Genomic DNA, 25,940 nt, shown 5'->3' with positions numbered 1-25,940 from the left:
CTGGCAGAGCGCCAGGCGGGCGGGCGAGAAGAGGATCTTGTTCCGGACGATCACGGACCGTGACGTGGCGGTCCGGGCGGGGGATTTCTGTGTTCGAGGCCCGGCCCCCAAGGGGTCGCACCGTGTACGTGCGATCACGCTGAGCCATGTCGGAGTCGCGGGGTTACCGCGGGAATGACGCAAAGACGAAGGTGGTGCCGGCGGACACGCCTTTGGGCCGACGTGCTTGTGATGGACGTCTCCTGATGGTTATTCATGACCATGAAACACACCTGGAATGCCGTCGGCATCTCCCTCGCCCTTGCCCTTACGGGAGCCGTTCACGCCCCGGTGCGCATCGCGAACGTCGCACAGGCGGAGCAGAACAACGGCCTGGACGAACCGCGCCGCAAGGAAGTGGCGATGGAGCTGATCTCCAGTGCGGAGAATTCCACCCTCGACTGGCGCGGCCAGTACCAGTTCATCAAAGACATCGGCGACGGCCAGGGTTACACCGGGGGCATCATCGGCTTCTGTTCCGGCACGGGGGACATGCTCGAGGTCGTCACCCTCTACACCCGCCGGAAGCCGGACAATCCGCTCGCGAAATTCCTCCCCGCCCTGCGCAAGGTCAACGGCACCGCCTCGCACGACGGCCTGGGCACTCCCTTCGTCAACGCCTGGAAGGCGGCCGCCAGGGACAGGGCGTTCCAGGCCGCGCAGGAGGAGGAGCGTGACCGCGTCTACTTCGACCCCGCGGTACGGCAGGCCAAGGCCGACGGGCTGCGCGCGCTCGGCCAGTTCATCTACTTCGACGCCATCGTCATGCACGGCAACGGCAGCAACAAATACGGCTTCGGCGCCATGCGCAGGAACGCGCTGCAAAGAGCCGGGATCCCGGCGCAGGGCGGAGATGAAAAGGCCTATCTCGACGCCTTCCTGGACATCCGGAGAGACACGATCAAAGCGCAGACGGTGCACGGTGAGACCAGCCGTGTCGACACCGAACAGCGGGTCTTCCTCGAGGAGCGCAACTTCGGCCTCGTACCGCCGCTCCGGTGGAAGACCTACGGCGACTCCTACGAGATCAAGACCTGGCCTCAGCGCTCACGGGCGACCGCCCGCTCGTAGAGCGCGCGGATGCCGTCGTCGAAGTACGGGCTGTAGGACACGTCGTCGGTGTCGCCGCCCTGCTGGTAGCCGCCGATCACCCCCATGACGGAGCCGGTGCGGGCCCCCGGCACGAAGCGGACGAGCCACGGGCTGCCGCTCGTTCCCCCGCTGTAGCCGGTGCAGGCGATACGCATTTGGTGCGCACTCTGCTGAGCGATCCGATTGCCGCATGTGATGGGCTCGTTGCCGTTGTCCGGATAGCCGGTGATCCGGACCGCGTGTGCGAAACCCTCGTTGACGCCCAGCCGGTTGGCGCCGAGCACATCGGCGATGCGCTTGCCGCCGTTCGGTTTGAGCACGATGAACGCGACGTCGAAATCGGGATCCCCCGAGTCCGTCCAGCGCGGGTCGACGACCATGCCCGCGGGCTGCCAGATCCCGTCGGGGGCGCGGCCGTCGCGGTAACCGGGGACGAAGACGATGTCGCTCTTGTAGTCCCCGCCGCCACCGCCGTGCACACAGTGCGCGGCGGTGAGCAGCAGCGACCTGCCCGGACTGGCCACGACGCTCGCGGTGCAGAAGTGGTCCCCCGAGGCGTCGTCGTGGGCGAACAGCGCGCCGACCCGGGCGCCTTCCGTCGTGGGCCGTGCCGTGCGGGACACCCCGGGATGGTGGCCGAGCGCCTTCGCCCGCGCCAGCCGGGAACTCGACCAGACGCCCGCCCCGGCGGAGCCGCCGGGGCGGGGTGTCGCGAGCCGGTCCGAGGAGGGGACGAGCGGCACCAGGAGCACGAGCAGCAGCGCGAAGGCCGCGCGGGCGGGCAGCGGGCCGGTCGTCACGGGCATGCCCGAACGCTACCCGCGGACGGGCAGGTGGGCGAGGAAGTCCAGGAGCGCGGCATTGACCTCTTCCGGGCGTTCCTGCTGCGTCCAATGGCCGCAGCCGGGCAGCGTGATGCTGTCGTGGAGCTTCGGCAGGGTGCGGTCCAGGGCCGGGATGAGCTGGTCCATGCCGGGGAAGGCCTGTACCAGGTCGCGGTCGCCGCCCACGTAGAGCGCGGGCACCTCGATCCCGCGGCCCTCGAACGGGGCGAGGAGCCCCCAGTTGCGGTCGATGTTGCGGTACCAGTTCAGCCCGCCGGTGAACGCCCGGTCGCCGTGCAGGGCGTACTCGCGGACGAACACCTCGATGTCGTTCTCGCCCAGCCAGGCGGGCAGTTGCTCCGGCTCCGGCATGCCGCCCAGGAGGGTGCCCCCGTCGGGGACGACCCAGGGACGCGGCGGGTCGGTGCGCGGGCTGTCGCCCGAACCACCGGTCAGGATGCGTCGGAACGTGGCCGCTGGGTCCTGCGCCAACTCGGCGTCCGCAAGGCCGGGTTCCTGGAAGTAGACCTGGTAGAAGCCGTCACCGAGCAGCGGGCGCAGGATCTCCAGGGACGGGCGGGGCCCGCGCGGCACCGGGGGAACGCTCAGCCCGGCGACACCGCGGACCAGGTCCGGGCGGAGCTGGGCCGTCGTCCAGGCGACGGGCGCACCCCAGTCGTGGCCCACGACGACCGCGTCCCGCTCGCCCAGCGCGTGGATCAGCGCGACCACGTCGCCGGACAGATGCAGCAGCGAGTAGGCGCCGGTCTCCTGCGGCTGCTCGCTGCGGGCGTAACCGCGCTGGTCCGGCGCCACCACCCGGTAACCGGCCTCCGCCAGCGGCCCGAACTGGTGCCGCCAGGAGTACCAGCACTCGGGGAAGCCGTGCAGCAGCAGAACGAGTGGTCCCTCACCCTGCTCGGCAATATGCAGGGTGACACCGTTCACCTCGACGGTACGGTGCGCGACGGCGCTGGTCATGCGTCCTCCTGTCGTCGTCCTCAAGCAGAACTTGCTGGTAGCGTCTCCCGGGTTTGACAACGCGTCACCACGGTGGCGCCACAACGGGGAGAGACGAACTCACCATGATGGGCCACTCGCACGCAGTGAGCGGCGCGCTGCTCTTCGCGGGCACCGCACCGTATCTGCCACCGCTGGTGATGCACGCACACCTGGCACCCCAGGAAATACTGATGGGGACGGTGCTGTGCGCCGGTGCCGCACTGTTGCCCGATCTCGATCACCACGACGGCACCATAGCCAACTTCCTCGGACCCGTCTCGAAGACCCTGTGCCGCTTCGTGGCCTGGGCGTCCGGCGGCCACCGGCACGCCACGCACTCACTGTTCTTCGTGGCCCTGATGAGCCTCGGCAGCTGGGCCGGAGTGACCTGGCTGGGACGGCCGTTCACCCTGGTCATGACCTTCTTCCTGCTGGCGCTGGCCGTCCGGGCGCTCAACATCTGCCCGCCCGGACACGGCTTCCACGCCTGGGGCACCATCGTGGCGATGGCCGGCATCGGCACGGCCGTGATAGCCAAGTTCATCCCGTCGGCGCCGGGTTGGCTCCCGTACGCCATCGGGCTCGGATGCGTCGCCCATCTGCTGGGCGACTCCATCACCAAGCGGGGCGCGCCCTGGCTGTGGCCGCTGAAGAACCGCTACGAGATCGTGATCATCAAGCACAGCGGCAACCGGCTCGAGACCGAGATACTCACCCCGATCATGGGCGTCGCCACGGTCGCCCTGCTCTGGTTCACCGCGCTGTCACCGCACGCGGTTTCCTAGCACGATCCTCCTCCGGCAGGCCCGGTCCCGCGTCCGACGGCGGGACCGAACCGGGGGAGGAGGCCCAGCCGGTGTGCGGGCGGCTGTCCAGCGTCCAGTCCAGCTCGGCGCCGCGGCGCAGCGAGCCGAAGGAGAGCCAGGAGGCGTTCCACGCCGCGCCGTTGACGCTCAGCCCCCGCACGTACGGGGCGTCGGCCTGTGCCTGGGGCGCGGTGATGCGCACCGTACGGCCGCCCGCCAGACGCAGCTCCGCGTGCGGGAAGAGCGGGCTGCCGAGCACCAGGATGTCGGTTCCCGGGGTCTCGGGGTACATGCCGAGCGCGGAGAAGACGTACCAGGAACTCATGGCGCCGAGGTCGTCGTTGCCGGCCTCGCCCGCGGGCCGGTGGCCGTACAGCGTCCGCTGGATCCGCCGGACCAGTGCCTGCGTCTTCCACGGCTGCGCCAGGTAGTCGTACTCCCACGGGATCTCGAAGCTCGGCTCGTTGCCGAGGTCGGCGTTGGTGGGCCCCGGGCCCCTGAGCCGGGTGAACAGGCTGTCCAGGTAGGTGCCGTAGGCCCGAGGGCCGCCGCGCGCCGCGATCAGGGCCTTGAGGTTGAAGGGGACCATCGGGGTGTACTGGGCGGACGTGCCCTCGACGAAGCCGTAGGCGGTGCCCGGGGTGAAACCGGGCGCGAAGCGGCCGTCGGCCAGCTTCGCCTGCAGATAGCCGGTCCGCGGGTTGAAGACATTGCGCCAGTCCTGCGCCCGGGCCGCGAAGCGCCGGTACGTCGCGGTCCTGCCCAGGGACCTGGCCATCGCGGCGAGGGCGTAGTCCGCGGTGTCGTACTCGAGCTGGGTGGAGACCGGGCCGTAGAAGTTGCAGCATTCCCACTCGGTGCGGTCGGCCGGCAGATAGCCCAGCTCGTCCCGGACACTCTGGCCCGGACGGTGGGCGTTGGGCCGCGTGGCCTCGTGGACCATGGCGTCCAGCGCGTGCCCGGCATCGAAGCCGCGCGCCCCGAAGGCATGGGTGCCGGCGATGATCGCGGCGGCCGGGTCCCCGACCATCACATAGCTCTCCCCGTTGTTCTGCGCCCATTTGGGCAGCAGGCCCGTCTGGTCGTAGCCGTTGAGCATCGAGGTGACGGCGTCCGAGGCGGCAACCGGGGTCACCATGGCCATCAGCTGGGCCTGCGAGCGGTAGGTGTCCCAGCCGGAGTAGTTCGCGTACTGGGCCCGCTGGCCGGGGGAGAGCAGGTGCGTCCGGCCGTCCATGCCCGCGTACTGGCCGTTCACGTCGGAGAAGACGTTGGGATGCAGCAGGGCGTGGTAGAGCGCGGTGTAGAACTGCACCTGCTGGTCATGGGTGCCGCCGCCGATGCGGACCCGGCCGAGCACCTGGTTCCACGCGTCGTGCGCCTCCCGGCGCAGGCTGTCGAAGTCCTGGCCGCGCAGCTCGCGCCGCAGGTTCCGCGCGGCGTTCACCTCGCTGGTGTACGAGATGCCCACCGCCGCCGTCACCGTCCGCGCGGAGCGGGTGTCGAAGGTCAGGTACATCCCGTCGGCACCGGTGAGCTGAGGGCCGGGGAGGGCCCGCCGCCGGACGGTGCCGCCCGTCCAGCTGCCGGTCCCGGTGAACGGCCGGTCGAAGCGGATGTCGAAGTGCAGGGTGTAGCGGTTCTTGGCGCCGCAGAAGTGGCCGCTGTCCACCGAGCCGGTGACCTCGTGGTCGTCGACGGTCCGGACCCGGGTGCCGTCCACCGGGGTCGCGCCCCCCTTGAGCTTGAGCAGCAGACGGGAGACGGCGCCGGCCGGGAAGGTGAACCGGCCGAGCCCCGCCCGGGTGGCCGAGGTCAGCTCGGTGGTGATGCCCGAGGCATCGGTCACGCCGTAGTAGCCGATGCCCGTGTGCTCGTGCGCGTGACTGAAATCTGATGCTGCGTCACCCGGCTTGCGCGGCAGGGCTCCTGCGACCGGGAGGAGGGGGACGTCCCCCGCGCCCTTGCAGCCCGGCCCCGACAGGTGCGTGAGGCTGAAGCCGGAGAGTCTGTGGTCCGTGTACTCGTAGCCGCCGCCGTCCGGCCGGTGCGGAGCGGTGTCCGGGCCCCACTGGAGCATGCCGAACGGCATGTCGGGCCCGGGGAAGGCGTCGACGGCGCCCGAGGTGCCGATGAGCGGATCGACCAGCGCCGCCGGATCCTCCACCAGGCCCGGTGCGGCGGACGCCGGAGCGCCCCCCAGGGCCTGCGCCGCGAGCGCGAGCGCGACCGCCGCCGTGCGCCATCTGCCCTGTCCCGCCATGCCGTGCTCGCCTCCGCCGCATCGCCCGCTGTGCCGGGAGCAGTCCAGTCGGGCGGTGACGCCCAGTCAATTTCCCCGCACACCCGCTCCGTCGATCGGACTCGCATTTTCCCCCGTGCGGGCTCGCGAGCGTGCTTGTAAAGGGCCGAACGGCCCCATGGACAGGGCCGATTGGGCATCTGCCCGCAGTGCCATACTGGCGCCTGACCTGCCCTTTTCCCGGAAGGACGCCAACCCTTGAGGACCGTGAACCCCGAGTACCACACGCTGCTCGCCCGGCACGACGCGATGCGGCTGCGCCGGCGGCTCCTCACTCCGGGCGCTTTAGCGGAACGTCCGGCGGCGGGCTACGACGGTGCGGCCGACCGGCAGGTGATCCTGCGTCACCTCGAGGAGGTCACGCCCTTCGACGACCTGATAGTCCTGCTCTACGAGGAACTGCTCGGCCAATGGCCCACGCTGAGATCCCTGTTCCCCGCGTCGATGGCCTTCCAGCGCGCGCACCTCGCGCAGATCTTCCGCTACCTGGTCGACAACCTGGAGCACCCGGACGAGATCGCGGCGACCTTCACCCGCCTCGGGCGCGACCACCGCAAGCTCGGAGTGCGGCCGGCGCACTACGAGGCGTTCGAGACCGCGCTCTGCCGGGCCCTGCAGCGCATGGCGGGCCCGCGCTGGGTGCCGGAGACGGAGCAGGCGTGGGTGCGCATGCTGCGGTTCGCGGTGGCCGCCATGGCCGACGGCGCCGAGGCGGCCCTCGCCGAACCCCCGGCCTGGCAGGCCACGGTGACCCGGCACGAGCGGTACGGCCGGGACCTCGCCGTCCTGCGCGTCAGGACGCACGAGCCGTACCCCTGCCGGGCGGGGCAGTACGCGACCGTCGAGTCACCGCACCTGCCCCAGGCGTGGCGGCAGTACTTCCTCGCCCGCGCACCGCGGCCGGACGGCGAGCTGGAGTTCCACGTCCGGCGCACCGGACCGGGCGGCGTGAGCGAGCTCCTCGTGGAGCGCACCCGCGTCGGCGACACCCTGCGGCTCGGGCCCGCGGGCGGAGAGATGACGCTCGACGACAGGGACCTCGGCCGCGGCCTGCTGCTGGTGGCGGGCGGCGCCGGACGGGCCGCGGCCGCAGCGCTGCTGGAGGACCTGGCCACCCGGCCGGCCCGCTGCGCCGTGCACCTGTTCACGGACGAGCCGCCCGCCGGACCGGAGCGCCCGTGGCTGCAGGTGACCCGCATCGCCGTGCGGGGAACGGCGGTGACCGACGCCCTGGCGCGCCGGGGCGACTGGTCGGACCACCTCGCCCTCATCGGCGGGCCGCCCGCCCTGGCCGATCCGGCCATGGACTGGCTCGTCGCGCACGGCCTGCCCGAGGGGCGGATCCGGCACGACCCGCTTCCCTGAGGGAGTCTCAGCTGCCTGCGGAAAGTTCGCGGACGCTTTCCAGGCGCCTGCGGTGTTCGTCGACCCAGCCGTCCGGGAGGTCCACCGGCACGACCATGGCGGTTTCGGAGAGACCGTCCTCCACGGTGACGACGGGGACGGTGAAATCCGTGTCGAAGGCGATGGTGATTTCGCACAGGTCGGGCATCCAGCAGATGCTCCGGCCCTGGGCCAGATCGTCCAGGGCATTCTCCCACTCGTCCAAGTTCCCGGGCGACAAAGGGAATTCGAGTCGGCCGTTGAAGAACGAGCCCGTGATGACTTTCCCGGACATCATGCCGCACAAGTGATTCCCGCTGTGCGGCCGGTTCAGGGCGTCGGGTACGGTGCATCCCCTCATCAGTGATCATCACCATCAGGGGGACGTTCATGCCTTCTTATACCCGCATTGCGGCTGCGGCTGCCTGCAGCGCAGCGCTGGTCTTCGCCTCGGCCGCCGGCGCGGATGCCGCCGTACGCAAGGCTCCTCGGAACGGGGACGCCGAAATAGCGGCGGTTCTCGCGGAGTTGCGTGACAGCGGCGTGGCCGAGGGTGCCGGGTCGGCGAACCTCGCCAAGGATTCCCTGGCGGCCGAGCTCCGGGGCAACCTCGGCGCGGCGCCGAAGGGGATCAAGGCGGCGGCGTCCGGCTACGGTCTGCCGAAGTGCCAGGGGACGTACCGGCACTCCATCGCCGACATCTCCTACAAGGAGTCGGTGCGTGGCGGGATCGCCTGGAAGGTCGGCCTGACGAAGGCCAACAAGAACATGGGAACCGTCGACTTCAAGACGCAGATCTTCGCGGAAGGCGTCGAGGCCGATCTCGGCAAGGCGAAGCAGCGGAAGCAGAAGTGGAACTCCGACTTCAGCGGCACGCTGGCGACCTCTTTCAAGCCGGTGGGCAGCAACAAGAAGTTCACCATGCCGCGCGGGGCCTGGGTCTCCTTCTACTGGAGCTGGAAGTCCGCCGCCCACCCGGACCAGATCAACTACCGCTTCTCCAACTGCTCCTTCCAGCCGTAATCCCGTAGTCGTGTGCTCACGTCGGGTGAGCTGGAGGGCTTCCCGGCGTGAGGCCGCTCATGAGACGCGCGTCACTTACGATGTCGCGTCGTGGTCCCATTACGGGGTAAATCGGACATTTTTTGGGGTTGTGGGGGTGGGTTCGACGAGGCGGGGTCGTAGGTCACACCCTTTGTCAGGGGGTTTTCGGGCCGCTAACAATGGCTGAGTCGCAGGGCGCCGTCGGATCGAGACGCGGCGCTTCTTTGGTGCCGGAGTTACTTCCGGCCGCTGCGGCACAAGCGACTGGAAGGTTTCGTTTCCGCTCATGCGTTCCACTCACTCTGGCTATACCCGTCTGACCAAGGTCCACAAGTTCTCCGCTGCCGGTATGGCCGCGGCCGGTGCCGCCGCGGTGGCGTTCGCGGTGGTGGGCGGTGCGGGCTCGGCCCAGGCCGCCGCTGTCAAGCCGGTCGCCTGGAACACCAAGACCTTCGCCACGCAGGACCAGGGCGAGCTGTCCCGCCAGGTGGACGCGGATGCGGCCAAGGCCAAGGCCGACGCGCAGGCCGTCAAGGCCGCCGGGAAGGACCGTGCCGTGCAGGCCGCGAGCCGTTCCGAGGCCCGCAAGCCCGTCAAGGCCGCCCCCGTGGCCGCCCCGGCCGCTGCGGCGCCGAAGGCGTACGGCGACAACCTGGACGGCTGGATCAGCCAGGCGCTGGACATCATGAAGGCCAAGGGCATCCCGGGTTCGTACGAGGGTCTGAAGCGCAACATCATGCGTGAGTCGACCGGTAACCCGCAGGCGATCAATGGCTGGGACGTCAATGCCCAGGCCGGTATCCCGTCGAAGGGTCTGCTGCAGATCATCGACCCGACGTTCAAGGCGTTCCATGTCGAGGGCACGTCCTGGGACATCTACGACCCGGTCGCCAACATCGTGGCCTCCTGCAACTACGCGGCCAAGACCTACGGCTCGATGGACAACGTCAACTCCGCCTACTGACCCGCGGACGACACCAGACACCGCACAGGGCGGCGGCACCCGGAACACCGGGTGTCGCCGCCCTTGTCGTTTGGTCGAACGGGTCTTCGATTTGCGCTTTTCGAACTAATGCTCGAAATTCATGGTGTGCATGCGGTACCGGTGGTGAGCGAGCGGACGATGCGGGGCCGGGCCGGCCGTCCGGCCGGGTCCCCGCTCGGCGCGCTGCTGCCCGGCGGGCGCATCCGCCCGGGCACCGCGGTCAGCGCCGGCGGGGACATGCCGCTGCTGCTGGCCCTGGCCGCCGAGGCGGCGGCCGGCAACGCGGGCTGGGCGGCCGTCGGCCTCCCGCAGCTGGGCGCGCTCGCCGCCGCCGACGCCGGGCTGGACCTGGGCGCCGGGATGTGGGTGGACGACCCCGGCCGCCGGTGGCCGCAGGTGCTGGCGGCCGTCCTGGAGGCGGTCCCGGTGGTGATGGTGGGCACGCTCGCCCCCGTGCCCGACCGGGTCGGGCGGCGGCTGGCCGCCGTGCTGCGGCGCGGCGGATCGGTGCTCCTGGCGGCGGACGCGTGGGACGGTGCCGAGGTACGGCTGAGGGTGACCGCGGCCGTATGGGAGGGCGTCGGCGCAGGTCATGGACTGCTGCGCGGGCGGCGCGTACGCGTCACCGCCACGGGACGCGGCGCGGCGGGACGCCCGCGCCACGCGGACCTGTGGTTGCCGGGCCCCGACGGCACGGCGTCCCCGGCCGGGGAGCCCGCGCACCGGCCCGTTCTGCGCGCGGTGAGGTGAGCGGCGGTGAGCAGGGTCCTGGTCGTCTGGGTTCCGGACTGGCCGGTGATCGCGGCCGGGGCGGGGGAGGACACGGTGGCCGTGGTCCACGGCGGCACGGTCGTGGCCTGCTCGCCCGCGGCGCGCGCGGCGGGCGTACGGCGCCGGATGCGGCTGCGGGCGGCACAGGCGCGCTGCCCCGGACTGCGGGTGGTCGCCCGCGACCTCGAGGCGGAAGTACGGCTCTTCGAACCGCTGGTGCGCCACCTCGAGACCGCGGTCATGCCGCGGCTGGAGGTGATCCGGCCCGGCCTGCTCGCCGCGCCCGCGCGGGGGCCCGCCCGCTACTGGGGCGGCGAGGCGGGGCTGGCCGAGCGCGTGGTCGCCGCGGTCGCCGAGCAGGGCCGTCCGGCCCGGGCGGGCATCGCGGACACCGTGTTCGCCGCCGCGCTCGCCGCCCGTACCGGGCGGCTCGTACCGGAGGGCGCCACCGCCCGCTTCCTCGCCCCGTACCCGGTGGGCGTCCTCGGCCGGCCGTACCCCGCCGAGCTGCTGGAACGCCTCGGCATCCGCACGGTCGGGGCGTTCGCCGCGCTGCCCGCGGACCGTGTGCGGGCCCGGTTCGGGGCGACGGGCACGGCGGCGCACCGTACGGCCCGGGGGCAGGAGGCCCGCCCCGTCTCCGCCCGGACCGGCACCGGCGACCACACGGCGGAGCAGATCTTCGAACCGGCGACGGCGCTCCTGGAACCGGTGGTGTTCGCCGCGAAGGCCCTGGCCGAACAGGTCCACGAGAGCCTGGCCGCGGCCGGAGCGGTGTGCGCCCGCCTCGAGGCCGAGGCCGTCCTCGCCGACGGCCGGCGGCTGTCACGGCTGTTCCGGCACGAGGGCCGGCTGTCCGCCCTGGCGGTGGCCGAGCGGGTGCGCGGAGTGCTGACGGCCTGGGCCGCCTCCGGCGACCTCGGCTCCGGGCCCGGCGTGACCCGGCTCGTCCTGCGCCCCGAACGGCTCACCCCGGCGACGGGACGCCAGACGGCCCTGTTCGGCGAGGCGCTGACGCCCGAGGAAGTGGAACGCGCGGCGGCCCGGGTGCAGGCCCTGCTCGGCCACCGGGCGGTGACGCGCGTCGAGCTCGGCGGCGGCCGGGGCCCGGCCGACCGCGTGCGCCGCGTGCCGTACGGCGACCTGCCCGAGCCCCGTCCGCAGGCCGGACCGTGGCCCGGGCGGCTGCCCGCCCCGCACCCGGCGACCGTGTTCACCCGGCGCGTCCCCGCACGGCTCACCGACGCCCGCGGCCGGCGCGTCGCCGTCTCCGCGCGCATCGAGGTCTCGGCACCGCCCGCCCGGCTCGCCGTCGGGGACCGCGACGCGGCGGTCACCGGCTGGGCGGGCCCCTGGCCGGTGCTGGAGCAGTGGTGGGACCGCGACCGGGCCCGGCGGATCGCCCGGCTCCAGGTCACCACCGCCGACGGGCACGCCTGGCTGCTGGTCGTCGAGAACAGCCGGTGGTGGGCCGAGGCGTCCTATGGCTGAACTCATACGGCTCTGCACGGACGCCCCGCAGGGACAGGAATGGGCCGAGCTGCACGTCCACTCGTCCTTCAGCTTCCTGCAGGGCGCCACCGACCCAGGCGCCCTCGTCGACGAGGCCGCCCGGCTCGGCATCGGCGTGCTGGCCCTGACCGACCGGGACGGCCTGTACGGGGCACGCCGCCTGGCGGATGCCGCCCGCCCGGCCGGGATCGGCACCGTGTACGGGGCCGAGCTCACCCTCGCCGAACCCGGGCTCGGCACCCCCGTGGTGCTCGCCCGCGACCTCGAGGGGTTCCGCCGGCTCTCCGCGGCGATCAGCGCCGCCCAGCTGGCCGGCGCCAAGAACGCCCCCCGCTACGACCTCGGCGCCCTGGCCGCCGCCGCGCGCGGCGGGCACTGGGCCGTCCTGCCCGGCTGCCCCGCACCCGGGGCGGACGAGGACCCGCGGGACGTGACCGCGGCCGTACACCGCCTGCGCGCCCTGACCGAGGTGTTCGGTACCGGCACCGTCCACGCGGAGCTCGTCGACCACCACCGGCCCGAGGACACGGTGCGCAACGACGCCCTGTACGTCGCCGCCCGAAGCCTCGACTGCCCCGTGATCGCCACCGGCGCCGTGCACTACGCGGCCCCCCGCCAGGCCCGCCTCGCCCAGGCACTCGCCGCGCTGCGCCGCCGCGCCGACCTCGACCGCGCCGCCGGGCACCTGCCGGCGGCCCCGACCGCCCACCTGCGCTCCGGCGCCGAGATGGCCCGCGCCTTCGCCCGCTACCCCGGGGTGCCGGAGGCCACCGTGGACCTCGGCCGCCGGTGCGCGGTCGACCTGGCCCTGCTGCGCCCCGAACTGCCCGGCTTCCCGGTCCCCGACGGGCACGGCGAGGACTCCTGGCTGGAGCACCTCGCCGGGCAGGCATGCGCGCGGCGGTTCGGGCCCCGTACCGGCCCCGCCGCGCAGGCGGCCTGGCGACAGCTCGACCACGAGCTCCGCGTCATCCGCGACCTGGGCATGGCGGGCTACTTCCTGATCGTCCACGACATCGTCGCCCACGCCCAGCGGTCGGGGATCTGGTGCCAGGGACGCGGGTCCGCCGCCGGCTCGGTGGTGTGCTTCGTCCTGGGCATCACCGCGGTCGACCCGATCCGGCACGGCCTGCTGTTCGAACGGTTCCTGAGTACGGAGAAGGCGGGCCCGCCGGACATCGACATCGACTTCGAGCACTCCCGGCGCGAAGAGGTCATCCAGTACGTCTACGAGCGCTACGGCCGCGACCACGCCGCCCAGGTCGCCAACATCATCACCTACCGGCCGCGCCTCGCCGTCCGGGACGCCGCCCGTGCCCTCGGCCACCCGCCGGCCCGCATCGACCGGATGACCCGGCACATCCACCACCACGAACCGCCCGCCCCGGACGACGACATTCCCGCGGACGTCCGCGACCTCGCCGCCCAGCTGCACGGGCTGCCGCGCCACCTGGGCGTCCACTCGGGCGGGATGGTGCTCACCCGCGGGCCCGTCGGCGAGATCATGCCCGTGGAGTGGGCCGCCGCCGAGAACAGGTCGGTCCTCCAGGGCGACAAGGACGACTGCGAGGCCGCCGGCCTCATCAAGATCGACATCCTGGGGCTGGGCATGCTCTCCGCCCTGCACACCGCCTGCGACCTGATCGCCCGGCACCACGGGAGCACGCTCGACCTCGCCTCGATCCCCCCGGACGACCCCGACGTCTACGCGATGATCGCCCGCGGCGACACCATCGGGGTGTTCCAGGCCGAGTCCAGGGCACAGATGTCCACGCTGCCGCGGCTGAAGCCGAGCACGTTCGGTGACCTGGTCGTCGCCGTCTCCCTGATCCGGCCCGGACCGATCCAGGGCGGCTCCGTCCACCCGTACCTGCGCCGCCGCGCCGGCCGCGAACCGGTCGCCTACCCGCACCCCCTCGCACGGCCCGCCCTGGAGCGCTCCCTGGGCGTGGCGCTGTGGCAGGAACAGGCCATGACCCTCGCGATCGACTGCGCCGGCTTCTCCGCGGGCGAGGCCGACCGGCTGCGCAAGGCCCTCGCGGCCAAGCACTCGGCCGAGCGGGTCGCCCGGCTGCGGGCCCGGCTGCTGGAGGGGATGGCGGCCCGCGGCATCCCGCCGCGGGCCGCCGAGAAGATCACCGGCATGATCGAGGCGTTCTCCGACTACGGCTTCCCCGAGTCCCACGCCCAGTCCATGGCGCACCTGGTCTACGCGAGCGCCTGGATCCGCTTCCATCACCCGGCCGCGTTCACCGCCGCGCTGCTGGCCTGCCAGCCCATGGGCTTCTACTCCCCGCTGACCCTGATCGGCGACGCTCGCCGGCGCGGCGTCACCGTGCGTGGCGTCGACGTCCACGCCTCCGACGTACGCACCACGCTCGAACCCGGGCCCGGCCCGGGGCAGCCCGCCATCCGGCTCGGCCTGACCGCCGTGCGCGGCCTGGGGGAGCGGCACGCCGAGCAGATCGTCGCCGCCCGCCCGTTCACGGACCTGGAGGACTTCGCCCGCCGCACCGGCCTGCCGGCCCGCCTGCTCGAGACGCTCGCCGCCGCCGGTGCCTTCGCCCCGTTCGGGACGGGCCGCCGCGAGGCGCTGTGGGCCGCCGGGGCACTCGCCCACCACGGCGAGGACCCATTGCCCGGCGCCACCGCGGCCCCCGCCGCCCCGGACCTGCCGCCCATGACGGTGACCGAGGAGACCTTCGCCGACCTGTGGGCGACCGGCGCCTCCCCGGACACCCACCCCGTCCAGCACGTACGCCCCTGCCTGGACCGCTGCGGCGCCGCCACCGCCGCGGCCGTACGCGGCCTGGCCGACCGGACCCCCGTCCTCCTCGGCGGGCTGGTCACCCACCGCCAGCGCCCGCCCACGGCCAAGGGCGTCTGCTTCCTGAACATCGAGGACGAGACCGGCATGGTCAACGTCATCGTGCCGCCGCCCGTCTGGGACCGGCACCACAGGACGGCCGTCGACCACGCCGGACTCCTCGTCCACGGCACCGTCGAACGGGCTGGTGGCGTCGACGGCGCCGTCAATGTGCTCGCCCACCACCTCGAGCCGCTGCGGATCGGCTCCTAGCCGGCTGGGCGGGCGCCCCGGTCAGGGACCGGTGTCGCCCGGGTGGGAGCAGAGCCCGCCCTGGTAGGTGCTGTCGTACCAGGCGCCGGTGGCGTCGAGGTCCAGGTTGGTGCGCCCCGGTCCCACGCAGCGGTGGTAGTCGGAGCGGGGCCACCGCTTGACCTGGATCCACACATTGGTGTCCGTGGCGCAGTGCTCGTAGTAGGCCCGTTCACCGTTCCTGCTCTCGTTCCAGCCGCATCCCTGGATCCGCTCGGGGGCGGCCGTCGCCGGGGTGACCGCGGAGCAGGCGAGGGCGCCGGCCAGGGCTACGGCCGCGAAGCCGAGCCGGAGCGCCGCGGTGGCAGGTGATCCATGGAGTTTCATCTGTGGTCTCCTTCGCCGGAGGAGCGATGCCGGGACCGGCCCCGCACCGCTTCTGACGACGCCAGAGTGGCCTGGCGGGAACCGAGTCACCAGGCGTTTCGACGGTGATCGAAGGGGGTGGAACGGCCTTGCCGGGATCGAATCCCCGTCCCCCTGTCCGGCATGGCCGATTCCCCCTTGCCGGATTGCTGGACGGCTCCGGCACGGCTCCGCCACCATGCCGCCTACCGAGCGAGAGGGAGTTGGGGCCGATGCGAAGAGTTATCCGCGGTCTGGTCGCCGGAGTGGCCGCTGCGCTGCTGACCGTGCCCGCCACCGGCGCCGCCGGCGCGCAGGTGCGCCCGGAGCCCAAGGCGCCACCGGAGTTCGTCGCCCTCCGGGACGTGGACCCCACCATCCTCCAGGAGATGCGCTACACCACCCGGCACAACTTCACCGGCGAGCGGATCGACGGCTACCGCCAGCCGCTGTGCATTCTGACCCGGGAGGCGGCCGACGCACTGCACCGGGCCCAATGGGCCTTCCTCAAGCGGGGCTACACCCTGAAGGTGTACGACTGCTACCGGCCGCAGCGCGCCGTCGACCACTTCGTGCGGTGGGCCGAGGACCTCGGCGATCAGCGGATGAAGGCCGAGTTCTACCCGCGTGAGGACAAGACGAGGCTGTTCGAGGACGGATACATCGCCGCCAAGTCCGGGCACAGCAGGGGCAGTACGGCGGACCTGACCCTGGTCCGGCTGCCCGCCTGGCCGACCCGTCCCTATGTGCCCGGCGAGCCGCTGAAGCCGTGCTACGGACCCAAGCGGGACCGCTTCCCGGACAACTCCGTCGACATGGGCACGGGCTTCGACTGCTTCGACACCCTCGCACACACCCTCGACCCGCGCATCGGTGGCGAACAGCGGCGCAATCGGCTGCTGCTCAAGGACGGGCTGGAGAAGGCCGGATTCCGGAACCTTCCGGAGGAGTGGTGGCACTACACGTACCAGCCGGAGACCTTCCCGGACACCTACTTCGACTTCCCCGTCAGCCGGCGTTCCCTCTCCTCGGCCCGCTAGGGGGTGTCCGATGGACCGGCCGTGGTGTCATGCGGCGATCGTGCGAACGGCCGTGCGGTCACGCCACGAGCAGCCGCTCGTACTCGCCCTCGGCCGCGCCGAGCCCGAACGCCGTGTGCACCGCGCGGACCGCGTCCGGGATCCGGCCGGTCTCGCACAGCACCGTGATCCGGGACTCCGACACCGAGACGGTCTCGAAGGGCACCCGCGCCGTGGCCAGCGCCTCGCTGAACAGCGCGACCGCCTCCGCGCGCATGCCGGACCCGACCAGGGACACCGTGCCGACGCCGTCCCGGTGGGACACCTCCCCGAAACCGGCCTCCGGGCGCAGCTCCCGCAGGGCGGCCAGCGCGGCGGGGACGTCCACCTGCGGCAGGACCAGCCCGAGGCCGCCGCCCTGCCCGTCCGGGTGGGCCACGACGTGGCGCGCGTCGATCCCGGCACCGGCCAGGGCCCGCAGCATCCGGGTCACGGTCCCGGGGCGGTCCGGGACGGCCGCCACGGTGATCTCGGCGCGGGACGGGTCGTGGGCGACGCCCGTGAACCCCTCGCGCCCGGCGCTCGCACGCTCCGCCTCCGCCGACACCACCGTGCCGGGGCGGTCGTCGAAGGACGACCGGATGTGCACGGTCACCCCGTGCCGGCGGGCGTACTCCACGCTCGACGGGGCCAGCACCCGCGCGCCGCCGTCGGCCATCTCCTGCATCGCCCCGTAGCCCAGCCGCGACAGCAGCCCGGCCCTCGGCACGATCTTGGGATCCGCGGTGCAGACGCCGGCCACGTCGGTGTGGATCTCGCACACGTCGGCCTTGAGCGCCGCGGCCAGCGCGATGGCCGTGGTGTCGGAACCGCCGCGGCCCAGGGTGGTGACCTCGTCCGTCTCCCGGCTGACGCCCTGGAACCCCGCGACCAGCACGATCTCCCCGCGGTCGAGCGCCTCGCGCACCCGGTGCGGCTCGACGTCGATGATCCGGGCCCTGCCGTAGGCCGAGGTCGTGATCACACCGGCCTGCGGCCCGGAGAACGAGCGTGCCGGCGCCCCGAGCGTCTGGATCGCCATCGCGGTCAGCGCGATCGAGATGCGCTCCCCGGCCGTCAGCAGCATGTCCAGCTCGCGGCGGGAGGGCACGGGGGCCATCTCCCGGGCCAGCCCGAGCAGCCGGTCGGTGGTGTTGCCCATGGCGGACACCACCACGACCACGTCGTGCCCCGCGTCGTGGGCGGCCACGACACGACGGGCGACGTGCCGGATCCGCTCGGGGTCCCGCACCGACGAGCCGCCGTACTTCTGGACGATGAGAGCCATCGGAAGACTCCTCCTCAGCCGGTCACGGACCGCTCGCCCCGACCGCCGCCGCGAGGATCGCGCACGCGTCGTCGACGACTTCGGCGGTGACATTGAGCGGCGGCAGGAGCCGGACGACACGGTCGTCCCGGCCGCCGAGCTCGGTGATGAGCCCGTGCCGCAGCGCATGGGCCTGGACCGCGGAGGCCACCTCGGCATCCGCGATCTCGATCCCCCACATCAGGCCGCGGCCGCGCACCTCGCGGACCCACGGACGGCCGGACAGCTCCGCGAGCCGGTCCGCGAGCTGCTCGCCGCGCCGCCGGACGTTCTCCAGGACGCCGTCCCGCCGGATGATGCGGATCGCCTCCACACCCGCGGCGAAGGCCAACTGGTTGCCGCGGAAGGTCCCGATGTGCGCCCCCGGCGCCCAGGTGTCGAGCGCGGCGTCGTAGAGGATGAGCGCGACCGGCATGCCGATGCCGCTCAGCGCCTTGGACGCCACGACGACATCCGGCTCGATGCCGTACTGCTCGAACGCGAACCAGCTGCCGGTGCGCCCGCACCCCGTCTGCACCTCGTCGACGATCAGCGGAATGTCCAGCGCACGGGTCACCTCGCGCACGCGCCGTACGAACTCCCGGCCGGCGGGCACGACGCCGCCCTCGCCCTGCACCAGCTCGATCAGCACCGCGGCGGGCAACGGGATCCCGCCGAAGCCGTCGGTCAGCGCCTGCTCCAGCTCGCCGGCGCAGTCCCTGGGGCAGCCCTCCGCGCAGTACGGGAAGAAGTGGACGCCCGGCATCGGGTTGGGCACGGCCTGCTTCGGGCCCACCAGCCCGCTGAGCGCCATGGCGCCGTGGGTGCTGCCGTGGAAGCTCCCCTGGAAGGAGACGACGTCCCCGCGGCCGGTCGCGATCTTGCACAGCTTGACCGCGGCCTCGACCGCGTTCGCCCCGGTCGGCCCGCAGAAGTGCACCTTCAGCCGGTCCCGCAGCCCCGGCGCCACCATGGACAGCTCCGCCTGGGTGAAGGCGTCCTTGGCCGGGGTGGGGAAGTCGAGCCCGTGGGCGAGCCGGCCGAGCTGCCGGGCCGCACAGGCCACGAGCTCCGGGTGGCCGTGGCCCAGCGAGAGCACCCCCGCACCGGTGAGGAAGTCGATGAACACATTGCCGTCGACGTCCCGGACGAAGCTGCCGTGGCCCTCGTCCAGCGCGATCGGCAGATGCCGGGGATACGTCCGGGCATTGGACTCCCACCGCTCCTGCCGGGCCAGCAGCTCGGCCGACAGCGGCCCGGGCAGGTCACCGCTCACCCGGGGACCGGTCCACAGGCGTTCCTCGACGGTCGTGGTCATGGCATGCCTCCGCTTCGGGCCGACGGGCGGGGACGGGCCGGAATGCCCCGCCACCGCGTCCCGTCGGGCAGGGATTCGCCCTTCATCACCAGGGACAGGGCGTCCAGGGCGGCACCGGAGCCGACCTGCGCGTCGTAGAGGACGACGGAACGGATGCCCACCGAGGCGCCCGCCCCGATGCGCACACGGGACATCTTCATCACCCGGTCCTCGAACAGGTGCGTCTGCAGGGAGGTGGCCTCGCCGACCGCCGCGTCGTCGCCCACCTCGACCAGGTCGAACTCCGTCAGGTACGTCGTCGCCAGCCACACCCGCCGCCCGATGCGGGCGCCGAACAGCCGCAGGACCACGGCCACCCAGGGGGTGCCGGTGAGCAGGTTCACCAGGGCGAGCACGACGAGGTTCTCGTACAGGCCCGTGATCAGCTCGGTGCGCCGCACCCAGATGCTCCACAGCGGCTCCGTACGCGGCCGGTAGCGGCCGATGACCAGCCACTTGAGCACCACCGCGGCCAGGGTGCAGGCGAGCGCCGCACCCAGCAGCAGGAGGGGACCGAGGGCGAACAGCACCGCCGGCGGGAAGGACGCGGCCACCAGCAGCGCCGCGTACAGCGAGGCCAGGGCGCTCAGCGCGCCGATCGTCGCGGGCAGGGTGATCCGGAAGTACTCGATGGCCAGCCGGGCCGCGACCAGGCCGCGGGTCGGGGCGTAGGTCAGCTTCGCCGGGAACTTCCGGCTGGCCTCCCGCCGCGGCAGGAAGATCGCGGGCGAGCCCAGCCAGGTCGTCTCGGGGGCGAGGGCCCCGGCCGGGGCGAGGGAGTGCACCCCGAGCAGGCTGCCCGTGCCCAGCCGGCAGGAGCCGGGCACCAGCGCACCGTTGCCGACGAAGGCGAACGCGCCCACCTCGGCCGGTGCCAGCGCGATCCGGCCGCGGTGGTAGACCGCCGGGGCGACGACGCTCACGTCGGCGACGAAGCTGCGCTCGCCGATGACGAGCATGTCCGGGTCCACGAAACTGACCGTCGCGACCTCGGACCAGCGGCCCGTACGGGCGCCCAGCCCGCGCAGGAACGGCACCAGGCACAGGGTGGAGTACAGCGCGTGCGTCACCGTCAGGCTCAGGGTGAGCATCCCGTCGCTGATCCACTTGCGCACCCCGAAACCGCTGCGCTCGGGGTGGATGCCGGCCCGGGCGCGGGGCATCACCGCGTGCTTGACGACGAGCACGAGGACGCACACGGCCAGCACCGCCAGCGGGCCGGCCGCCGCCGCCGAGACACAGGCCCAGCCGAAGCCGTACCGCCAGGCCGTGTACACCACGAGCGTGGAGGCCGCCGCGGCGACGGCCAGCGGGGCCAGCAGGAACAGCAGCGCTCCCGCGGCGTACCCGGCCAGGACGGTGGCCGGCCAGGGGCGGTCGTCGGCCCGGGCGGTCAGGTCCGCCAGCAGGGGCGGCGGGGCGTCCTGCCGGGCGGCCGGCGAACCCGCCCAGTGCTCGCCCGCGGGGACGACCTGGTCCTCGGGCACGAGCGACTGCTCGCCGACCGAGGCGCCGTCGCCGATCACCGCGCCGGGCAGGACCACGGAGTTGGCGCCCACGAAGCAGCCGGACCCGATGCGCACCGGCGCCAGCCGCAGCAGGCCGTCCTCGACCGTGTACGGCTGGATCCGGGCGCCGTAGCCGATGCTCGTCCCCGCGCCGATGTCCACCAGCGGGGGCGGGACGACAGCCGTCGACAGATGGCAGCGCGGCCCGATCCGGGCGCCCAGCAGACGCAGGAAGGGCGGCAGCAGCGGGGAACCGGCCAGCACGTTGACCGGGGTGAACGCCAGGATCTTGTGGTGCAGCCAGAACCGCAGATACGTCACGCCCCACAGCGGATACCGGCCCGGCCGCACCCCCGCCATCAGCAGCCTGCTGCCGAGCAGCGGCAGCACCATCATGCCCAGCGCCATCCAGGCCAGCTCCAGCACCGTGAAGGAGGCGACCGGCATACGGGCCAGCCGGTCCAGGACGCCTGGCACGGGGGCCCGCACGGGCAGGTGCCAGGCGTGGCACAGCCGGTACACGAGGGCCGCCGCCGCACAGCCGGCCGGCAGCAACCACACGTACAGCCCGGCCAGTTGGGCCACCCCGCAGGCCCTGACCCGCGCGGAGGAGTGCTCCCGGCGGGCGGGCGCGGCGGCGGTGCCGGTCTCGTCGGCGGTGCCGGTCTCGAGAAGCGCGGCCAGGCCGCGGACCGTGGGACGGGCGTAGAGGTCGCCCATCGCCACGCCCCGCAGCCGCGGGTCCTGCCGCATCCGGGAGACCAGACGGGCGGCGGTCATGGAGTGGCCGCCCAGGTCGCAGAAGAAGTCGTCCTCGACGGATATCTCCTCGCCCCCGAGCACCTCCCGCCACAGCGCGGCCAGCCGGTGCTCCAGCGGCGTCGCGGGATCGGCGCGCGGTCCCGTGCGGGCGGCCAGGGGCGGCGAGGACGGTGCGGGGAGCGCGGCGCGGTCCACCTTGTCGGCGGCCAGCAGCGGGAGTTCGGGGAGGATCTCCAGGTGCGCGGGGACCATGTAGGCGGGAAGCCTGCGCCGCAGCCGGTCGTGCAGCCGGGCGCGCAGCCCGTCCTCCGGCACGGCCCGGCCGTTCAGGGTGATGTAGCCGGTCAGGTCCTGGGGGACGCCGTCCGCCACCCGCGGGGCGACGACCGCGTTCGCGACCGCCTCGTCCTCGCGGAGCACCGCCTCGATCTCGGCGAGCTCGATGCGGTAGCCGCGGAGCTTGACCTGCGAGTCGCCGCGGCCCAGGTACTCGATCTCCCCGGTGGCCGTGAACCGTCCCCGGTCGCCCGTGCGGTAGATCCGCGGGGCGTCGGCGCGGTCGCGCGTCACCGGGTTGGGTACGAAGCAGCGCGCGGTGAGGTCGGGGCGGTTGACGTAGCCGACGGCGACGCCGGGGCCGCCGATGCAGATCTCGCCGGTCTCGCCCGGCCCGACCGCGCGCAGCTCCTCGTCCAGGATGTAGACGCGGTAGGTGGGCAGGGGAGTGCCGATGGTGACGGGCCGGTGCGGGACGAGCTCGCTGCACGTGGCGCTCACGGTCGCCTCGGTGGGGCCGTACACGTTGAGGATGCGCCGGCCCGGGCGGAACCAGCGGCGCACCAGGTCGGGCGGGCATGCCTCGCCGCTGACCAGGAGGCTGCGCAGGCTGGGCACGTCGGTGTCGAGGGTCATCAGCAGGGTGGGGACGCAGCACAGCACGGTGATGCCGTGTTCGGTGAGGAAGTCGGCGAGCCCCTGACCGGCCCGCCGGCTGTCGTCGGTGCCCGCCACCAGCGTGGCGCCCGCCATCCACGCCGGCCAGATCTCCTCGACCGCGAAGTCGAAGGCGATCGACAGGCCCTGGTAGACCCGGTCCTCGCCGGTCACCCGGTAGACCGGGGCGGCCACCCGCAGGAAGTTGACGATGCTCGCGTGCGAGACGGCGACCCCCTTGGGGCGGCCGGTCGTGCCGGAGGTGTAGACGACGTAGCACAGCGACGACGGCGCCGCGGCGGCCCCCGGCCGGTGGTCGGGGTGGCGGTCCAGGAGGGCATGCGCCCGGTCGAGCTCCAGCACGGGGCAGGTCACCTCCCGGGTCCTCTCGCGCAGCGACGAGACCGTCACCAGGTCGCGCAGACCGGCGTCCGCGGCGATGAAGGCCAGCCGGCCGGCGGGGAACGAGGGGTCGAGCGGCACATAGGCGGCCCCCGCCTTGAGCACCCCGAGCAGGGCGACGTAGATGTCGGCGGACCGCTCGAGCAGGATGCCGACCGGGGCGCCCTCCGTCGCACCGCGGGCCCGCAGCAGGTGGGCGAGCCGGTTGGCCCGGCGGTCGAGTTCGGCGTAGCCGAGGCGCTGCCCGTCGCAGATCACGGCGGTCCGGTCCGGGTGGGCGTCACAGGTGCGCTCGAAGTAGTCGGCCAGAACGCGGACGCGCGGTCTGGTTGCCGTCGACTCGGCCATGACCTCTCCTGCGGAAATCCGCGGCATGGTCGCCGTGTTCGTCCTCGGGTACGTCCGGGGGGCGGGTACTGCTCAGTAGTCGTACGTCGCCTCCGGCGCATCTCATCCCACGGTAGGCAGCGGGACGGAGAAGCGAAAACGGAGGGTGACTCATGAACGGCGGGACGCCTGCGGCCCGATAGTTATTCACGCTTAGGTAAAACGTTCGATATCAAGCGTCAAACATTCTTGTCCTGTGCATGATCCACCAGGTGGGATCACGGCAGCCGCCCCGTGCGGCTCCGCCCCAGCTCAGGGAGATTTCATGCGCATAGCCCGTCCCCGGCCGCGTGCCGTGGTCACCACGGCCGCTGCCACCGTGCTCACGGCCGCCGCCCTGTCCGCGGCCCCGCTGACCGGGTCCGCCGCCCAGGCCGTCGCCGTTCCGCACACCAAGGCCGTCCCGGCCGTCGCGGGCCACACGCTGGTGAGCGGAGAGAGCAGCCCGCTGCCCATCGCGCAGTGCCAGGCCAAGTGGCACCTCAACTGCTACACCCCGCTCCAGTACCGGCAGGCGTACGACCTCAACCCGCTGTACAAGAAGGGCATCACGGGCAAGGGCCGCACGATCGTCATCGTCGACTCCTTCGGCTCGCCCACCGTCCAGCACGACCTGGACGTCTACAGCAAGCAGTTCGGGCTGCCCAGCACCAAGGTGCAGGTCGTCAAGTGGGGCAACGTCCCCAAGTTCGACCCCAAGGACACCGCCATGAGCGGCTGGGCGGGCGAGACGACTCTCGACGTCGAGATGGCACACGCCGTCGCACCGGACGCGAAGATCGTCCTGGTCGAGACCGCGGTCGCGGAGACCGAGGGCGTCACCGGCCTGCCGGAGATGATGGACGCCGAGAAGGCCATGATCAAGCGCGGCATCGGCGACGTCATCAGCCAGAGCTTCGGAGCCACCGAGAACACCTTCCCCGGCTTCGACAAGGGCGACTTCTCCAGCATCAAGAAGCTGCGGTACGCCTTCGAGGAAGCCAAGAAGAAGAAGGTCACCGTCCTCGCCTCCTCCGGTGACGGCGGCGCCACCGACAACATGGCGAACGGCAAGGACTTCTACAAGGAGCGCGTCAACTCCTGGCCGTCCTCCGACCCGCTGGTCACCTCCATCGGCGGCACCCAGCTGCACCTGAACGACAAGGGCAACCGCGTCGCCCCGGACAGCGTCTACAACGACCACGGCGCGGGCGGCGGTGGCCAGTCGCACGTCTTCAACCGCCCCGCGTTCCAGAACGGCGTCAAGGGCATCGTCGGCCAGCGCCGCGGCACCCCGGACGTCTCCATGACCGGCGCGGTCAACGGCGGCGCCTGGATCTACTCCAGCTACAACCCCGCGGCGACCGGCTGGGAGATCACCGGCGGCACCAGCGAGTCCTGCCCCCTGTTCGCCGGCATCGTGGCCCTGGCCGACCAGGCCGCCGGGCACCGCGTGGGCAACATCAACGACGCGCTGTACTCCCTGTACGCCCGCTCCCAGCACCACGGGGACACCGGGATCGTGGACGTCAAGGACGGCACGAACAACAGCTACATGGGCGTGACCGGCTACACCGCCGTCAAGGGCTACGACATGGCCAGCGGCGTCGGCACCGTGGACGCCGCCCGCTTCGTGCCCGCACTCGCCCGTGCGAGCCGCCGCGGCTGAACCGCACCGTGAACACCGGGGGAGCGGAGGCGACTCCGCTCCCCTTCGCGGTTAGCATCCACGGGGTGAGCACTTCGCCCGCCCGTCCGTCCCTGCGGTTCCGCGAGGTCCCGAAGGGGCGGATCGACCGCGTCCTCGACCACTCCTACCTGGTCTTCCACGAGCACGGCGACGAGGAGGACCGCGAGCGGGACCGCGCCTACCTCCAGCGCTGCGGCCGCGTCGGCGCCTACGAGGGCGACGACCTCGTGGGCTTCCTCGGCGCCCTCCCCCTCGATCTCTCCGTCCCCGGCGGACAACTGCCCTGCGCCGGGCTGACGTTCGCCTCCGTCGCCCCCACCCACCGCCGCCGCGGGGTGCTCTCCGGCATGTTGGAGGAGCAGTGGCGGCGCTGCGCCGCCGCACGGCAGCCGCTCGCCGCCCTCTGGGCCTCCGAACCCGCCATCTACGGCCGCTTCGGCTTCGGCGCCGCCACCCAACTCTCCACCGTCGAGATCGACTCCGAGCGCCCCCTCGGCCTGCGCGTCACCCCCGACCCCCGCCCGCTGCGCCTGCTCGCCCCCGAGGCCGCGCCCGCCGTGCTCGGCCCGCTCTACGAGGCGGCCCGCCTCCACCGCGCCGGCCGCCTCGCCCGCGACACCTACTGGTGGCGCGAGCAGATCCTGCCCGAGGAGGACGAGGACGACGACGAGCTCAGCCCGCCGCGCATCGTCGTGCTGGGCGACGGAACCCCCGCCGGCTACGCGGTCTACCGCACCCGCGGCGGCGACGACGAGACCCGCACCCCGGGCCTCGTGCAGGTGTACGAGCTCGAGGCGGACATGCCGGCCGTCGCCGCGGCCCTGTGGGACTACCTCGCCTCCATCGACCTCACCGGCAAGGTGCGCGCCTGGGGCCGGCCGGCCGACGACGTGCTGCCGCTGATGGCCGAGGACCCCGACCAGGTGCGCGTCACCGGGACGTTCCCCGCGCTCTGGCTGCGCCTGGTGGACGTCCGGGCCGCCCTCACCGCCCGCTCCTGGGCGGCGCCCGCCGACCTCGTCCTGGACATTCGCGACCACATGATTCCCGCCAATCACGGCAGGTTCAGGCTGACGGTCTCCCCGGCGGGGAGCGCCTGCGCGCCGGCCGGGGAGGAGGCCGACCTCGTTCTCGACGTCCGTGACCTGGCCGCCTGTTACCTGGGCGGCACCCGGCTGCGCGACCTGGTGCGGGCCGGGCTCGTCACCGAGCGCACCGCGGGCGCCGCGGGGAAGCTCGACGCGGCGCTGCGCACCGCCTATCTCCCCTTCACCAGCGACGAGTTCTGAGCCGTCACCGGTGCGCCGGGCGTATTCTGCCGGTGTCCCGGTGGCC

Annotated in this window: 19 protein-coding genes; 11 read left to right on the top strand and 8 right to left on the bottom strand. The window is 72.8% G+C overall.

The features are described from left to right. Positions 1 to 261: 261 nt before the first annotated feature. Positions 262 to 1,110 (top strand): chitosanase, encoded by an 849-nt coding sequence (locus tag ACV530_RS23260; protein ID WP_494334577.1) that lies wholly within the window; start codon positions 262 to 264, stop codon positions 1,108 to 1,110. Here ACV530_RS23260 and ACV530_RS23255 read toward each other — a convergent pair. Both ACV530_RS23255 and ACV530_RS23250 read right to left on the bottom strand, forming a co-directional pair. Next, entirely contained in the window at positions 1,080 to 1,937 is an 858-nt protein-coding gene (locus ACV530_RS23255) for a trypsin-like serine peptidase (protein ID WP_494334545.1), read from the bottom strand. The genes ACV530_RS23260 and ACV530_RS23255 overlap by 31 nt on opposite strands. A gap of 9 nt (positions 1,938 to 1,946) precedes the next feature. Next, positions 1,947 to 2,936, bottom strand: coding sequence for an alpha/beta fold hydrolase (locus ACV530_RS23250; protein WP_494334544.1), 990 nt, complete (start codon positions 2,934 to 2,936; stop codon positions 1,947 to 1,949). A 104-nt stretch (positions 2,937 to 3,040) separates the two neighbouring features. Between ACV530_RS23250 and ACV530_RS23245 the strand changes: the two genes are divergently transcribed. Further along, positions 3,041 to 3,742 carry a metal-dependent hydrolase gene (locus ACV530_RS23245; RefSeq protein ID WP_494334543.1) on the top strand — a complete coding sequence of 234 codons (702 nt, stop codon included), beginning with the start codon at positions 3,041 to 3,043 and terminating at the stop codon, positions 3,740 to 3,742. Here ACV530_RS23245 and ACV530_RS23240 read toward each other — a convergent pair. Continuing rightward, positions 3,711 to 6,026, bottom strand: coding sequence for a GH92 family glycosyl hydrolase (locus ACV530_RS23240; RefSeq protein ID WP_494334542.1), 2,316 nt, complete (start codon positions 6,024 to 6,026; stop codon positions 3,711 to 3,713). The two genes, ACV530_RS23245 and ACV530_RS23240, sit on opposite strands and share 32 nt — an antisense overlap. Before the next feature lie 246 nt (positions 6,027 to 6,272). Here ACV530_RS23240 and ACV530_RS23235 point away from each other — a divergent pair, with 246 nt between their 5' ends. After that, positions 6,273 to 7,430 carry a globin domain-containing protein gene (locus ACV530_RS23235; RefSeq protein ID WP_494334576.1) on the top strand — a complete coding sequence of 386 codons (1,158 nt, stop codon included), beginning with the start codon at positions 6,273 to 6,275 and terminating at the stop codon, positions 7,428 to 7,430. A 7-nt stretch (positions 7,431 to 7,437) separates the two neighbouring features. Here the strand turns inward: ACV530_RS23235 and ACV530_RS23230 are convergent, their stop codons facing one another. Beyond that, a complete protein-coding gene (locus ACV530_RS23230; protein WP_494334541.1) occupies positions 7,438 to 7,746 on the bottom strand; it encodes a DUF5959 family protein in 309 nt (102 codons plus the stop codon). Positions 7,747 to 7,838: 92 nt separating this feature from the next. Here ACV530_RS23230 and ACV530_RS23225 point away from each other — a divergent pair, with 92 nt between their 5' ends. The 5 genes from ACV530_RS23225 (at position 7,839) to ACV530_RS23205 (ending at position 14,839) form a co-directional block, all read left to right on the top strand. Continuing rightward, complete coding sequence (locus ACV530_RS23225; RefSeq protein WP_494334540.1) at positions 7,839 to 8,471, top strand: hypothetical protein; 633 nt, start codon at positions 7,839 to 7,841, stop codon at positions 8,469 to 8,471. A gap of 307 nt (positions 8,472 to 8,778) precedes the next feature. Next, positions 8,779 to 9,456: a transglycosylase SLT domain-containing protein gene (locus ACV530_RS23220; RefSeq protein ID WP_494334539.1), complete on the top strand. Its 678-nt coding sequence runs from the start codon at positions 8,779 to 8,781 to the stop codon at positions 9,454 to 9,456. A gap of 144 nt (positions 9,457 to 9,600) precedes the next feature. Further along, positions 9,601 to 10,227, top strand: a complete 627-nt coding sequence (imuA', locus tag ACV530_RS23215; protein ID WP_494334538.1) for a DnaE2-dependent mutagenesis accessory factor ImuA' — start codon at positions 9,601 to 9,603, stop codon at positions 10,225 to 10,227. 6 nt (positions 10,228 to 10,233) lie between these two features. Next, positions 10,234 to 11,739 carry a DNA polymerase Y family protein gene (locus ACV530_RS23210; RefSeq protein WP_494334537.1) on the top strand — a complete coding sequence of 502 codons (1,506 nt, stop codon included), beginning with the start codon at positions 10,234 to 10,236 and terminating at the stop codon, positions 11,737 to 11,739. Further along, entirely contained in the window at positions 11,732 to 14,839 is a 3,108-nt protein-coding gene (locus tag ACV530_RS23205; protein ID WP_494334536.1) for an error-prone DNA polymerase, read from the top strand. Before ACV530_RS23210 ends, ACV530_RS23205 begins: the two co-directional genes overlap by 8 nt. Positions 14,840 to 14,860: 21 nt before the next feature. Here the strand turns inward: ACV530_RS23205 and ACV530_RS23200 are convergent, their stop codons facing one another. After that, positions 14,861 to 15,205 carry a DUF6355 family natural product biosynthesis protein gene (locus ACV530_RS23200; RefSeq protein WP_494334535.1) on the bottom strand — a complete coding sequence of 115 codons (345 nt, stop codon included), beginning with the start codon at positions 15,203 to 15,205 and terminating at the stop codon, positions 14,861 to 14,863. 251 nt (positions 15,206 to 15,456) lie between these two features. Between ACV530_RS23200 and ACV530_RS23195 the strand changes: the two genes are divergently transcribed. Beyond that, a complete protein-coding gene (locus ACV530_RS23195) occupies positions 15,457 to 16,263 on the top strand; it encodes a M15 family metallopeptidase (RefSeq protein WP_494334534.1) in 807 nt (268 codons plus the stop codon). Positions 16,264 to 16,321: 58 nt separating this feature from the next. Here the strand turns inward: ACV530_RS23195 and ACV530_RS23190 are convergent, their stop codons facing one another. The 3 genes from ACV530_RS23190 to ACV530_RS23180 are packed head-to-tail and all read right to left on the bottom strand — an operon-like array spanning position 16,322 to position 22,897. Further along, on the bottom strand, positions 16,322 to 17,569 hold the full coding sequence (locus tag ACV530_RS23190; protein ID WP_494334533.1) for an aspartate kinase: 1,248 nt from the start codon (positions 17,567 to 17,569) through the stop codon (positions 16,322 to 16,324). A gap of 22 nt (positions 17,570 to 17,591) precedes the next feature. Then, positions 17,592 to 18,905 carry an aspartate aminotransferase family protein gene (locus tag ACV530_RS23185; RefSeq protein ID WP_494334532.1) on the bottom strand — a complete coding sequence of 438 codons (1,314 nt, stop codon included), beginning with the start codon at positions 18,903 to 18,905 and terminating at the stop codon, positions 17,592 to 17,594. After that, the gene (locus ACV530_RS23180) at positions 18,902 to 22,897 is read right to left on the bottom strand and encodes a Pls/PosA family non-ribosomal peptide synthetase (protein ID WP_494334531.1); all 3,996 of its coding nucleotides are present in this window, start codon (positions 22,895 to 22,897) and stop codon (positions 18,902 to 18,904) included. The genes ACV530_RS23185 and ACV530_RS23180 overlap by 4 nt, the downstream gene beginning before the upstream one ends. A gap of 304 nt (positions 22,898 to 23,201) precedes the next feature. On the opposite strand from ACV530_RS23180, the gene ACV530_RS23175 reads away from it, so the two are divergent. Next, complete coding sequence (locus ACV530_RS23175; protein WP_494334530.1) at positions 23,202 to 24,584, top strand: S53 family peptidase; 1,383 nt, start codon at positions 23,202 to 23,204, stop codon at positions 24,582 to 24,584. Between the two features lie 65 nt (positions 24,585 to 24,649). Beyond that, positions 24,650 to 25,894, top strand: a complete 1,245-nt coding sequence (locus ACV530_RS23170) for a GNAT family N-acetyltransferase (protein ID WP_494334529.1) — start codon at positions 24,650 to 24,652, stop codon at positions 25,892 to 25,894. The last annotated feature ends 46 nt before the right edge of the window (positions 25,895 to 25,940 follow it).

This window comes from Streptomyces sp. SX-6, from assembly GCF_059089585.1.
This window is presented reverse-complemented; position numbering and strand designations above follow the sequence as displayed.